This window comes from Vibrio sp. WZ-1 (assembly GCF_052037695.1).
Taxonomy (GTDB): domain Bacteria; phylum Pseudomonadota; class Gammaproteobacteria; order Enterobacterales; family Vibrionaceae; genus Vibrio.
In genome coordinates, this window is sequence record NZ_JBQEQR010000080.1 from 164389 (window position 1) to 177394 (window position 13006).

Below are 13006 nucleotides of genomic sequence, written 5' to 3' on the forward strand. Positions count from 1 at the left end.
GCGCTTAAGCACCAAATTGAATTCGATGCAGCTGAGCGTAGGCACCATCTTTAGCAATTAGTTCAGCATGATTACCACGCTCAACGATAGCACCTTCATCCACAACTAGGATTTCATCGGCATTTTCGATAGTCGATAGACGGTGAGCAATAACGAGTACCGTCTTATCTTTTTGTAACTCATCCAGCGCAGATTGAATTGCACGTTCAGATTCTGTGTCTAGCGCTGATGTAGCCTCATCAAGAACAAGGACAGGCGCATCACGCAGCAGAGCACGAGCTATCGCGACGCGCTGACGTTGACCACCCGACAAGCTTGCACCGTTTTCGCCAATCATAGCATCTAAGCCACCATCCATTTTACCAATGAACTCCATCGCATGAGCTAAGGTTGCGGCTCTTTCAATGTCTTCACGTGTATATTTTTCTTCTGTCGCGTAAGCAATGTTATTCGCGATGGTATCGTTAAATAGGTGAACGTTTTGCGAAACCAATGCAAACTGCTCGCGAAGATTCTTAAGCTCGTAGTCTCGAATATCATGGCCATCGAGTGTGATAGCACCGCCACTTACATCGTAGAAACGGTTGAACAAGTTGGCAATGGTACTCTTACCAGAACCAGACCGCCCGACCAAAGCAACTGTTTTACCACGTGGGATATCGAAGCTCACATTTTCGAGCGCTGGTTTTTCAGAGCCTTCGTAAGTAAAACTCACGTCTTTTACTGAAACATCACCATTCGCACGTGCAACCTTAAACTTACCTTCATTTTTCTCTGGTTCTAAATCTACAAGTGCAAATAACGTTTGGCTCGCCGCCATACCGCGTTGGAACTGTGACGTTACGTTGGTCAACGCTTTAAGCGGACGCATCAAACCAAACATTGCTGAGAACACAACGGTAAACGTACCCGGAGTCAATTGTTCTTTAATAGAATCAATACTTGCTAGGTAAAGAACAACTACGATCGCGATAGAAGCGATCATCTGAATAATCGGGTTCGCTGCGGCTTGAGCAGTCACTAACTTCATGCTTTGTTGGCGCATTTGGTTACTGACTTTTTCAAAACGTTTGCCTTCAATGTCTTGACCACCGTAGCTTAATACGACTTTATGACCTTTCAGCATTTGCTCAGCAGAGGCCGTAACATGTCCCATCATGGTCTGCATATTTCTTGAGATCTTTCTGAATCTTTTCGAAACGATACTGATCCCTAAAGCAACCACTGGTGCAACGGCAAATAGAACTAACGATAGCTGCCAGCTGTTGTAAAACATTAATACCAGTAAGCCAATAATACTTGCACCTTCTCGGACAATACTCACGAGCGCAGAACTGGTAGCCGCGGATACTTGCTCAGAATCGTAAGTAATACGAGAGAGCAGATTCCCCGTCTTTTCTTTATCAAAGTAAGACACTGGCATGTGCATAAAGTGATTAAATACCATGCGGCGAATTTGCATCACCACATTGCCAGACACCCAGCTCAAGCAATATGTGGAAACGAACCCACTCACACCACGAATAAACATCATGGCGAAAACAATCAGTGGAAGTGTGCGAAGAAAATCTGACTCCGCATTGCCAAAGCCTTCATCAAGAAGTGGTTTTAGCAAGGAGATCATGTAGGTATCTGAAATAGCATTAATAACTAATGCAACAACAGCAACGACAAGACCTGATTTATAGAGGCGAATAAATTGCCAAAGACGCTTAAACGTCTGCCAGGTCGTTTCATCAGTATTTATCGACATAGAAGTGCTTTATTTTCTTAGATTAAGACTCTTATTCTACCCCCTTACGCAGCATCTGCCTATACCAAGGCTCAAACATCTTGTCCCGTTGAGTTTTTAATCGCCAAAATTCCGGCCATACATAAATACTAACTTGCCCCGATTCACCAGTATCAAACCACACCGCCCCCAATGAAGTGTAGGCCTGTTGTACCATTGGTGAAGGCATCCCCCACCGATTACTTTTAGCCAAAGAAGCGATGGCGACTTGAGGGTTTACAGCTTCAATAAACCTGGGGTTAGAAGAGCTTTTACTACCATGGTGTGGAACAACCACAATATCACTCTCTAAAAGGTCTGGTCGTCTGATTAAAATCCATTCGCTTATTGCCTCGATATCTCCAGTGAGTAATATTCGAAACTTAGAGACGGAATCAACAACTCTAATGACGCACGAGTGAGGATTAAAAGCCCGTTTTACTAGCTTAGGTGGCCAAATAGCTTCAAACTTTAGCCCTTGCCAGTACCAGACTTCACCTTCGATACAAGGAAGGTAATCCGGTAGAAGTTGACTACTAAACTTGCGCTTAGGTTCAAAGCTCTCTTCTAAGTACCTTCGCCCCCCAGCATGATCATCATCCAAATGACTTAGAATTAGAGAGTCAATATGGGAGTAGCCTCTTGAATGTAGAATGGGAGCGATAACTCTTTCTGCAATACTCCCATCACCCCAGGATTTACCCGTATCATAAAGCAAGGTCTTTCCTTCTTTCTCGAGCAGCAATGATAGACCGTGACCAACATCTAAAACATCAACGCGCCAATAGTACTGCTTAAAAGGAAAAGCGAGGCAAAGCACTGCAACACTGATTATCAATACCACGCTGTTTGCAGCTAGAAAGCGAAGCCAAAACAAACTCAATAACATCAATACGATAAAAATAAGTGAGTCGTCACTAACTGGAAACCAAGTGCCCTCTGCCAGCCCTAGAGCCCAATTTAAAGGCCAAAGTGACTTATCAACGAGTACCCATCCCCAACTAAAAGTATCTGTAGCCAAGCAGGTAAATAGCAGCGACACAAATATCATTGGGACGACGATCAAACTAAACCAAGGAATAAAAACCAGATTAAAAAGGGTCGATACTGCGCTAAAACCCGAAAAAAAGTAGCCACTAATTGGCAAAATAAATAGCGATAACGCAATCTGAACAACGATGATCTGCTTTAAAGTATGAAACCAACCATATTGGTTCATTCGAACAATATTAAGGACAATGAGTACCGCTATTACCGACAGATATGACAACCAAAAACTACTGCCGAGAAAGGAAAAAGGCTCGAACAAAAGCTGCCCACTAACGGCGAGCAGTAAAATCCGCCAACTTGACCAGTAAATTTTGTGGCATTTAAGAAACAAGTAGATCACGCAAACACTTAGTGCGCGTACAGTTGGCAATGAGAAGTCAGCTAACCAAGCATAAGCGACAGCAAAGATTGCCCCTAAGATGTAGGGTAAATGATTGCCTGAGGGGATAGCGAGACGAAACAAAAAGCCCAGAAAGCAGCCAAATGAAAACGCCATGCCAATATGTAAACCAGATATAGATACTAAATGAATAAGTCCACTGTCTCGCAAACTCTTCCATAAACCAGGAGTTAGCAATGAGCGATCGCTGTAGCTCAGAGCCCTTATTAAAGGTTCATTATGTAGGCCCACAATACCAGTGTTAATGCGCGTGATGAGAATTTGTCTGAGAGAGCTTTTGGAACGAACAATCCAATGAGTTGCTTTCATTGAGGTTGCCCTTGCAACGATCCCCTGACTTAAAGCAAAACTTTCTAAATCGAAACCAACTTCGTTTTTTAAGCCAGTAATAGGCTTAAGCTCTACATCCATCTTAATTTCACTGTTAACACCAAGTGGAATTGACGTTATCAACCGAACTTTTGGTTTAAAAAATGGTAAGAGAGATTTAGAATTTACGTGGCTAACAGCGACAATTCCTTCATATCCGTGACTTATTTGCGTAAAAGGGCTGTCAACTTTGCCATTTATGGTAATATTCACCCCTGCTTTAAACAGGGCTTGTTTTTGTTGTTCTATGATATTGCCGTGAACAATAACAACCATACAGCCCCAAATTACGCCTATGCTCATTAAGCCCCGACGTAGTTTGATTATTGAGCCACTGGCAAACATTCCTAGTAGCAACCAATGCCAACTCGGCATCATCGGCCACCAAGCAGATGAAAAAATGCTCGCTACAAATAACGCCAAGGCCAAACTTTTTTCTGAGAGAGTCATGTCGTCCTATGCCTAGAAAGCTGATAAAACGCTTCATGCCAGATCATGAAATGATCAAGCGCCAAAAAGCACTAAAAGTCTTCGGCAACGTGTTGTATAACCCGAATCTGTGGTGTTTAAATCGTCGCTCTGCATCAGGTGCTTTTGCTGTTGGTCTTTTTATGGCGTTTGTTCCGCTCCCTAGCCAAATGATTATGGCTGCCGGTCTCGCTATTTTGATGGGTGTAAATTTACCCCTTTCTGTCGCCTTAGTTTGGATCAGCAACCCAATCACCATGCCCGTGCTGTTTTACTTCGCGTACAAACTTGGCGCACTTGTCATGCACGTACCACCTCAGCCATTCCACTTTGAATTATCATGGGAGTTCATCATGGAACAAATGAACACCATTGGGCCCCCATTTTTACTTGGTTGCGCCATTTGTGGTGTTGGTTCTGCCATTATTGGCTACTTTGGTATTCGTGGTCTTTGGCGCTATTCAGTGGTAAGAAGCTGGCAAAAACGTAAGATACGATAAGTACTTATTCTTCGATTGGTAGGTTGCAGAACATCGAATGGAAAACAGTTAACGTTCGACGTGAAAGGCAATGTAACTCAAGCATGAAAGTTGCCGAGCCACAGCAAGCAGAGATTGCTAGAATCATAGATAAGAGAAAGGACCGAGATTCGGTCCTTTTTTATGTCTGTTATTTACGAGCAGTTCGTAAAGCTCGTCGATTACTTGGAACTCAATACCGCGGCAGGGTTAAGTTTCGCCGCGCGGGATGCTGGATACCAAGTTGCGAGTAGGCTCAAAATAATGGCGGTACTTGAAACCAGCACAACATCAGGCCAATGCAATTGCGATGGCAAAAAATCAACAAAGTAAATGTCACCGGAGAGGAATTGGTGACCAACTAACGCTTCGAGCCCTTTAATTATCGGTGTAAGGTTAAGAGCGACTAAAACACCAATAACACTACCGGCAAGGCTACCAAACACGCCAGAGAAGACACCTTGCCAGACAAAGATGCGCTTGATTAGTCCATCTTTAGCGCCCATGGTACGAAGAATTGCAATCTCAGCCGCACGATCTTTTACCGCCATCATCAAAGTAGAAACAATATTGAAGCTAGCTACACCAATCACGAGCACCATAACCAAGTACATAATGGTGCGAACCAATTGGATATCACGATACAAAAAGCCAAACTGTTGCTGCCAGCTTTTTAGATAGACATAGACATCGATCAAGCTTCCCACTTCACGCACAATCGATGGCGCATTTAACACATCGTCGGTCTTGAGAGAAATACCCGTCACGCCATCGCCTAAACGTGCGTATGCTTGGGCATCTTTTAATGGAACCAGTACTAATGAATGATCGATTTGACCATTCAGCGTTAAGAATCCAGCGACCTTAACGCGAACACGTTTTGGTGCTTGAACCTTGTTGGTACTTGCTGTCTGAGGAATCATCAATGTGATGTAATCACCGACATCCACTTTAAGCTCATTGGCCACACCACGACCTAAGATAACTTGCTGTTGACCTGCGTAAAAATTTTGCCAAGCTTGGGGTTCGATAAACTCCGACATACTGGACACAGCTTGCTCAAAAGCGGGATCGACACCACGCACTTCTACAGCTTTAAGCTTACTGCCCTTCTCTGCCAAACCAGTAAATCGAACATAAGGCGCCGCAGCGACAACGTGTTCATGCTTCAAGGCTTGGTTCATGGTCTTGGTGTAGTTATGTAGCGGACCGTTTACCCCTTCCAATTCCCCATGAGGGATTACCGATAAAACACGTGACTGTAGCTCACGCTCAAAACCGTTCATGGCAGACAGACCAATGATGATCACCGCAACACCAACCGCAATACCGATGGTAGAGGAGAGAGAAATGAACGATACCATCTTGTTGCGCTTTTTCGCGCGACTAAAACGGCCACCGATCATCAATGCTAAAGATGAAAACAAAATTAGCCCTCCACAGACGCTGTTTGAGTCGTAAAGCGATCCACCAGCAAACCATCTTGCATGTGCATTTGACGATCCATTTTCGCAGCTAACTCGTTATCGTGGGTCACCACCAAGAAAGCGATGTTTGACTCCTGGTTTAGCTCTCGCATCAAATCGTAAATCGCCAATGCGGTATTGTGGTCTAGGTTCCCCGTGGGCTCATCCGCCAATACTAAATCCGGCTTGTTGACCAAAGCACGAGCAATCGCAACACGTTGGCGTTCGCCACCTGATAGCTCCGAAGGACGATGATCCATACGGTGTCCTAGGCCAACCTTCTCAAGTAGAGCTTTTGCTTCCGCTTTGGCATCCGCTACTTTTGCGCCACCAATTAACAGTGGCATCGCAACGTTTTCTACTGCGGTAAAGTCAGCCAATAGGTGATGGAACTGATACACAAAACCAAGGTGTTTGTTTCGTAGTGCTGCTTGCTTGTTTGAACTTAGCGCAGACAAGTTCTGCCCTAGAAAATCCACCTCACCTTGAGATGCATCATCTAAAGCGCCAAGGATGTGAAGCAGCGTACTCTTACCTGACCCCGATGAGCCGACAATAGAAACCAGTTCACCTTTGTCGATATCAAAACTCACGCCTTTCAACACTTCCGTATCTAACGAGCCTTCTCGGTAGACTTTACGAATATCACGACATTCTAATAGCTTATTCATAGCGAAGTGCCTCAGCAGGTTTAACAGAAGATGCTCGGTAAGACGGGTAAACAGTGGCCGCTAGACTCAGAGCAATTGCCAGCACTACCACTAATAAAATTTGGAATGAATCAATCACGATTGGTAAATGACCACCGAAACTAAACAAGGCGACGCCTGCCGCTTCTAAAATCGCATTGAGATTGAGCGATAAAGCAACGCCTACAGCACCACCCACAATCGCACCAATCACGCCACTACTCGCGCCCTGTACCATGAAAATCGCCATCACTTGGGATTGCTTCATACCTTGAGTTTTGAGAATCGCGACTTCCGATTGCTTCTCCATCACCACCATGATCAACGCAGAAATGATGTTAAACGCCGCAACGCCAACGATCAGGCCTAGCATTAAACCCATCATGTTCTTTTCCATTTTAACCGCTTGGAAAAGCTCGCCACGCTGCGCTCGCCAATCGCTCCACTGCCAACCATCAGGCATTGGCTTATCTGCAAAATCGGTAACCATAAATGGGTCAGAGAAAAATACGCGCCAGCCCGACACCGTATCTTGTGGCAAACGCATCAGCTTGGAAGCATCGGTCATATTGACGATCATGAGCTGACCATCGACATCAGAGCCAGTATTGAAGATGCCTGCCACCGTAAAGTTACGTTGACTTGGGATGCGACCTAATGGGGTAAATTGTGTTGCGTTAGTCACCATCAAACGCACTTTATCGCCCATAGATACTTTTAGTGAACGCGCTAAGCTGTGACCAAGGAAAACTTTATACTCGCCCGCTTGCAGTGACGATAAACGACCTGCAATCAGGTGGTTTGAAATCGGGTCCCCGAGCTTAGGCTCAATACCAATCAAATAGCCAGCTGTCAGTTGCGCAGAGCTCTGGATCACCGCTTCACCACGTACGATGGGTTCTGGCTTCGCTACTGACGACATGTCTTGAATGAACTGAGGGGCACTTTCGCTAACTCGAGTTTTGCCATCATGTTGCGAAATAACAGCATGAGGAAGAACACCTAAGATGCGCTCTTTAAGCTGAGCTTCAAAGCCATTCATTACCGACAGTACTGTCACTAGCGCCATCACACCGATCGTGATGCCTGCTGTCGACATATAAGAAACAAATCGACTGAATCTATCCCCGGAGCGCCCCCGCAGATACCTCAAGCCAATAAACAAAGAGATAGGATGATACATATAGGACAAACCAACTGGTTTTCTAATAATGGAGCCAATACTTAGCTAATTAATACTGGTTATCTTACCTTACTCTTACTATGAAGAAGACAAGATAATCGCTAAATTTGTCAACGACATGCAATAAGTCCATTTTTCGCTAAGAAAGTTCAGCCTGACAGAGCAAGGAAACTTGATAAGTTAAGTCAGTTAGCGATAATCAATGCCTTACCTTCCTCTTTCACTATAAGAAAGGAAGTGCTCGTTTGGCAAAAGGACACTAAATATGACTGAGCAAGAATACTTCACCGTACACCACAACCTCACTATTAACGTTGAGGCCATGGGTGAAGATTACCTTTTGCCAAGTGAAGAATCATTTCTCGCAGAAATTCCTGCACCATTCATTGTTGCTAGCGAGTTTAGTCAATTAGATATGCTCGCTGATAGCGCTCGTTTAGAGCTACAAAACAAAGATCTTAAGCACGTGATCAGCCTGTTGGATACACAAAATTCAAAACTCAACCTTTTGCTTAGCTTTATGTTGTCTCAGCAAGATGATCCAACACAGCGTTCTCAAACCACGCAGTTTGGTGCCAGCCAATTAAGCTATCGCTCTAACTTCGTGATGAAGGTAGGACAGTTGGCTCGGGTGAAACTCTTCTTAGACCATCCAGCCGCTGCAATTTACTGCTACGCTGAGGTTATAGAATGCGAAATCGCAGAACAAGGTTATTTGGTCACACTCAAGTACAAGTTACTTAGAGAAGCAGATCAAGACTTATTGATTAAGGCCGCGCTATACCAGCAGCAAAAACTACTCCGTCAGCGCTCATTAGAGCGAGATAACAAATAAGTACCATGACAAAAGCAACGATTCTCTCCGTCACGAATCCGTCTGAGCGTGGCGATAAAAAACAGCTGGGTAACCTACCCGGTGCAGCATTACCGATGGCAATTGCAGAGCTGGCGAAACAACACGCTAGTCACTCTCTACTTGTTGTGCCAGATCCGCAAATTGCACTGAAACTTCAAGCAGAAATTGAACAGTTTACCGATCAGCCAGTGAGTCTATTTCCTGATTGGGAGACACTGCCTTACGATAACTTTTCTCCGCACCAAGAAATCATCTCTGATCGAATTGCACGCTTATACCAACTGCCAAACCAACGCAGTGGTGTAACCATCGTACCTGTCAGTACCATCTTACAACGCCAGTCTCCTCGCGACTTCTTGCTGCAACATACTTTGATGGTGAAGACTGGAGACCGATTCTCACTAGATAAGCTGCGTGCTCAACTAGATAATTCTGGTTACCGTCATGTGGATCAAGTGTTTGGACCGGGGGAATACGCTAGCCGTGGTTCAATCCTAGATTTGTTCCCGATGGGCAGTTCCGATCCATATCGCATTGACTTCTTCGATGATGAGATCGATACCATCCGTACCTTTGATCCAGAAAATCAACGTTCGATCGACGATATTCAGCAAATCCAATTGCTGCCAGCGCACGAGTTTCCAACCACAAAAGAAGCAATCGAAGATTTCCGAACTCGTTGGCGTACGCAATTCGAAGCGCGTCGGGAACCTGAATCTATCTACATGCAAGTAACCAAAGGAACATGGCCAGCGGGTATCGAATACTGGCAGCCACTGTTCTTTGAGCACACAGAAACACTGTTTGATTACTTACCAGATGATTCACAACTTATCGTTTATGGGGACATCGAAGCTGCTGTAGATACGTTCTTGAATGATGTCGACTATCGTTACGACCAAAAGAAAATCGATCCACTTCGCCCGTTATTAGCCCCTAATGAACTGTGGCTAAAAAAGGACGAGCTATTCAAGCAGATTAAGCAACTGCCTCAAGCCCTGTTAAGTCTAGATAAAGTTGTAAAACGTGCTGGTCGCCAAAACCTCGCAGTACAGTCTCTGGCTGAACTGGGCGTGCAACAACAAAACAAAGAACCACTTTCTCGTCTACGCCAGTTTAGTGAGCAGTTCACAGGAAAAATCGTCTTTTCGGTCGAATCAGAAGGCCGCCGAGAAGCACTAACTGAGTTACTTCAAGGCATCAAAGTTCGCCCTGTCGTGCATGAATCAATTTACCAAGCTTTGGATTCCAATGATCGATTCAGCTTGATCTTAGGCGCAGCAGAACATGGCTTTATTCACGATGAGCTGAACTTTGCGCTTATCTGTGAAAGTGACCTACTGGGCGATCGCGTAATTCAGCGTCGTCGTAAAGACAAAAAAAACGTCAACAGTGACACCGTCATTCGTCACCTAGCTGAGTTAAAGCCAGGTCAGCCTGTCGTACACATTGACCACGGTATCGGCCGCTATATTGGTCTGCAAACGCTTGAAGCCGGCGGCATGAAAACCGAATACGTAACCCTTGAATATCAAAACGATGCCAAGCTTTACGTTCCTGTTTCATCACTAAACCTAATTAGCCGTTACTCTGGTGGCGCCGAAGAAAGTGCGCCACTGCATAAACTCGGTGGTGAAGCATGGGCGAAGGCTCGTCGTAAGGCCGCTGAAAAAGTCCGTGACGTGGCCGCCGAGCTTCTCGACGTTTACGCTAAGCGCGAGTTGAAACCGGGTTACAAGTTTGCTCTCGACCGTGGTCAATACGCGACCTTCAAAGCGACTTTCCCGTTTGAAGAAACTGATGATCAGTCGATGGCAATCAATGCTGTTCTGTCTGACATGTGCCAAGCGAAAGCCATGGACCGCCTAGTGTGTGGTGACGTAGGCTTTGGTAAAACAGAAGTCGCAATGCGCGCTGCATTTGTTGCTACTGACAACAGCAAACAAGTCGCAGTATTGGTGCCAACCACCCTGCTGGCACAGCAACACTTTGAAAACTTCCGTGACCGCTTTGCCAACTTGCCAATTCGCGTTGAAGTACTATCGCGCTTTAAATCGGCAAAAGAGCAGAAAGTCATCCTCCAAGATGTTGCTGACGGCAAAGTTGATATCGTGGTCGGTACTCACAAGTTACTTTCTAGCGACATCAAGTTCAAAGACCTTGGCCTACTGATCGTCGATGAAGAACACCGCTTTGGTGTACGTCAAAAAGAAAAAGTAAAAGCAATGCGTGCCGATGTCGACATCTTAACGCTTACCGCAACGCCTATTCCGCGTACGTTAAATATGGCAATGAGCGGCATGCGTGATTTGTCTATCATCGCAACACCACCAGCCCGTCGTTTGGCAATCAAGACTTTTGTACGTCAACGTGAAGATTCAGTCGTTCGTGAAGCAGCATTACGTGAAATAATGCGTGGTGGTCAGGTTTACTTCTTGCACAATCAAGTCGAAACCATCGAGAAAACCGCAGAAGATTTGCAGAAACTGATTCCGGAAGCACGCGTAACCGTCGCTCATGGCCAAATGCGTGAGCGCGAGCTAGAGCGCATCATGAATGATTTCTACCATCAGCGATTCAACCTGCTGGTGTGTACCACCATCATCGAAACCGGTATCGACGTTCCGACGGCAAACACGATCATCATGGATCGTGCTGACAACCTAGGTTTGGCGCAATTGCACCAGCTTCGTGGCCGTGTTGGTCGTTCACACCATCAAGCTTATGCTTACCTGCTGACACCGCATCCGAAAGCGATCACCAAAGATGCCATCAAGCGTCTTGATGCAATTGCTTCACTGGAAGACCTTGGTGCAGGCTTCACTTTAGCAACGCACGATCTTGAGATCCGTGGTGCTGGTGAGCTTTTAGGTGACGAACAAAGTGGTCAAATTCAATCAGTTGGCTTTACACTGTATATGGAGATGCTTGAACAAGCGGTTGAAGCATTGAAAGAAGGTAAAGAACCATCGTTAGACGACTTACTTCGCGAGCAGACGGAAATTGAAATGCGCATTCCAGCTCTGCTACCGGATGACTATATCCCAGATGTAAATACTCGTTTATCAATGTACAAACGTATTGCGAGTGTAAGTGACAACGAGGGGCTGGCGGAGCTTAAGGTAGAGCTGATTGATCGTTTTGGCTTATTGCCAGATGCAACCAAGAATCTTCTCGCTGTCTCAGAATTGAAAATTGGAGCAGGAAGTCTCAAAGCGAAGAAAATTGAAGCCCATGATAAAGGCGGATTCATTGAGTTTTACCCTGATGCTGACATAAACCCAATGTATTTGGTTAAACTCCTGCAATCACAGCCGCAAAAATTTGCAATGGAAGGTCCAACTAAGTTCAAGTTTAGCGTACCATTAACGGACCGACGGAAACGCATTCAGTTTGTTCAAGACTTACTGAATGATTTTAAACAGAATTTATTACCAACGAGCTAATAGTCGAATGAGAATACTGATCCCATTATTGCTTCTTTGTGTCTCAATGCCATCTTGGGCTGCGCGTCAATTTGATATTGAAGTAATTATATTCAAGCGAGCAGTCGACGCTGAGAACACCACTGAATCTTGGCCAAATCAGCTTCCACAAATTGAGATGGATAATGTGGGCAGTTTGGAGAGTGATTCATATCGCCAAGCGAAAGGCGTCACGTTGCTTCCTCGTTCAGCTTACCGATTAAACAGCCAAGAATCAGCACTACGTAATCACGCTGGCTTTAAAGTACTGAAACACGTAGCTTGGAGACAAGGCGATCGCGGTAAAGCAAGTGCACCTATTTTTCGCATAGTCGGGGGAAGAGACTTCTCTGGTTCTTACAACTCTGACGGTAGCCAAAAAAATGGTAACGCTACATCATTACAAAGCGATGGGTACACGGAAGAAAGCATCACAGGCCCGCTTTATGAGCTAGATGGTAAGTTACAGATTTATGTTCAACATTATCTTTTCGCTGAAACGACAATAGACATCAGAGAACCAAGCGTACGTGAAGTCCGCTTTGAGGCACAACCTCTAGACGAGCAATCGCAAGAGTTTGGCGAGGTTGAAGGCAATGTTCAATTAGGAAACCTTGCAGAAATAACGCCTACCGTGACCGAGGAAACTTTCTTAAAGAGCTTCCGAATGGATCAGAAGCGCCGTATGCGCAGTAGTGAAACTCACTACCTAGATAACCCATTAATGGGAATGATCATCCAAGTACGTCGCGTTCAATAATCTTTGAGAACA

Annotated in this window: 9 protein-coding genes; 4 read left to right on the top strand and 5 right to left on the bottom strand. The window is 45.1% G+C overall.

The genetic code is table 11. The features are described from left to right. Positions 1-4 precede the first annotated feature (4 nt). Together msbA and ACTS60_RS17375 are read right to left on the bottom strand one after the other, a co-directional pair. Positions 5-1753, bottom strand: coding sequence for a lipid A ABC transporter ATP-binding protein/permease MsbA (gene msbA, locus ACTS60_RS17370; RefSeq protein ID WP_440889273.1), 1749 nt, complete (start codon positions 1751-1753; stop codon positions 5-7). Positions 1754-1784: 31 nt separating this feature from the next. Then, positions 1785-4040: a DNA internalization-related competence protein ComEC/Rec2 gene (locus ACTS60_RS17375; protein WP_440889274.1), complete on the bottom strand. Its 2256-nt coding sequence runs from the start codon at positions 4038-4040 to the stop codon at positions 1785-1787. 8 nt (positions 4041-4048) lie between these two features. Between ACTS60_RS17375 and ACTS60_RS17380 the strand changes: the two genes are divergently transcribed. Beyond that, positions 4049-4558: a DUF2062 domain-containing protein gene (locus ACTS60_RS17380; RefSeq protein WP_440889275.1), complete on the top strand. Its 510-nt coding sequence runs from the start codon at positions 4049-4051 to the stop codon at positions 4556-4558. Between the two features lie 200 nt (positions 4559-4758). Here ACTS60_RS17380 and lolE read toward each other — a convergent pair whose 3' ends face one another. From lolE to lolC, 3 genes are read right to left on the bottom strand one after another with little or no spacing between them, the layout of a single operon-like run. Further along, entirely contained in the window at positions 4759-6003 is a 1245-nt protein-coding gene (gene lolE / locus ACTS60_RS17385) for a lipoprotein-releasing ABC transporter permease subunit LolE (RefSeq protein WP_440889276.1), read from the bottom strand. Between the two features lie 2 nt (positions 6004-6005). After that, a complete protein-coding gene (gene lolD / locus ACTS60_RS17390) occupies positions 6006-6713 on the bottom strand; it encodes a lipoprotein-releasing ABC transporter ATP-binding protein LolD (protein ID WP_440889277.1) in 708 nt (235 codons plus the stop codon). Then, positions 6706-7914 carry a lipoprotein-releasing ABC transporter permease subunit LolC gene (gene lolC, locus ACTS60_RS17395; protein WP_440889278.1) on the bottom strand — a complete coding sequence of 403 codons (1209 nt, stop codon included), beginning with the start codon at positions 7912-7914 and terminating at the stop codon, positions 6706-6708. Before lolC ends, lolD begins: the two co-directional genes overlap by 8 nt. A gap of 265 nt (positions 7915-8179) precedes the next feature. On the opposite strand from lolC, the gene ACTS60_RS17400 reads away from it, so the two are divergent. The 3 genes from ACTS60_RS17400 to ACTS60_RS17410 are packed head-to-tail and all read left to right on the top strand — an operon-like array spanning position 8180 to position 12994. Then, positions 8180-8749: a PilZ domain-containing protein gene (locus ACTS60_RS17400; protein ID WP_440889279.1), complete on the top strand. Its 570-nt coding sequence runs from the start codon at positions 8180-8182 to the stop codon at positions 8747-8749. A gap of 5 nt (positions 8750-8754) precedes the next feature. Beyond that, on the top strand, positions 8755-12216 hold the full coding sequence (gene mfd / locus ACTS60_RS17405; protein ID WP_440889280.1) for a transcription-repair coupling factor: 3462 nt from the start codon (positions 8755-8757) through the stop codon (positions 12214-12216). 7 nt (positions 12217-12223) lie between these two features. After that, positions 12224-12994 carry a peptidoglycan binding protein CsiV gene (locus tag ACTS60_RS17410; protein ID WP_440889281.1) on the top strand — a complete coding sequence of 257 codons (771 nt, stop codon included), beginning with the start codon at positions 12224-12226 and terminating at the stop codon, positions 12992-12994. The last annotated feature ends 12 nt before the right edge of the window (positions 12995-13006 follow it).

Excerpts from the sequence above, each read along its gene's own strand:
- ACTS60_RS17375 (WP_440889274.1), bottom strand. The coding sequence starts at position 4,040 with ATGACTCTCTCAGAAAAAAGTTTGGCCTTGGCGTTATTTGTAGCGAGC.
- ACTS60_RS17410 (WP_440889281.1), top strand. The coding sequence starts at position 12,224 with ATGAGAATACTGATCCCATTATTGCTTCTTTGTGTCTCAATGCCATCT.
- lolC (WP_440889278.1), bottom strand. The coding sequence starts at position 7,914 with ATGTATCATCCTATCTCTTTGTTTATTGGCTTGAGGTATCTGCGGGGG.
- msbA (WP_440889273.1), bottom strand. The coding sequence starts at position 1,753 with ATGTCGATAAATACTGATGAAACGACCTGGCAGACGTTTAAGCGTCTT.
- ACTS60_RS17380 (WP_440889275.1), top strand. The coding sequence starts at position 4,049 with ATGCCTAGAAAGCTGATAAAACGCTTCATGCCAGATCATGAAATGATC.
- lolD (WP_440889277.1), bottom strand. The coding sequence starts at position 6,713 with ATGAATAAGCTATTAGAATGTCGTGATATTCGTAAAGTCTACCGAGAA.
- mfd (WP_440889280.1), top strand. The coding sequence starts at position 8,755 with ATGACAAAAGCAACGATTCTCTCCGTCACGAATCCGTCTGAGCGTGGC.
- ACTS60_RS17400 (WP_440889279.1), top strand. The coding sequence starts at position 8,180 with ATGACTGAGCAAGAATACTTCACCGTACACCACAACCTCACTATTAAC.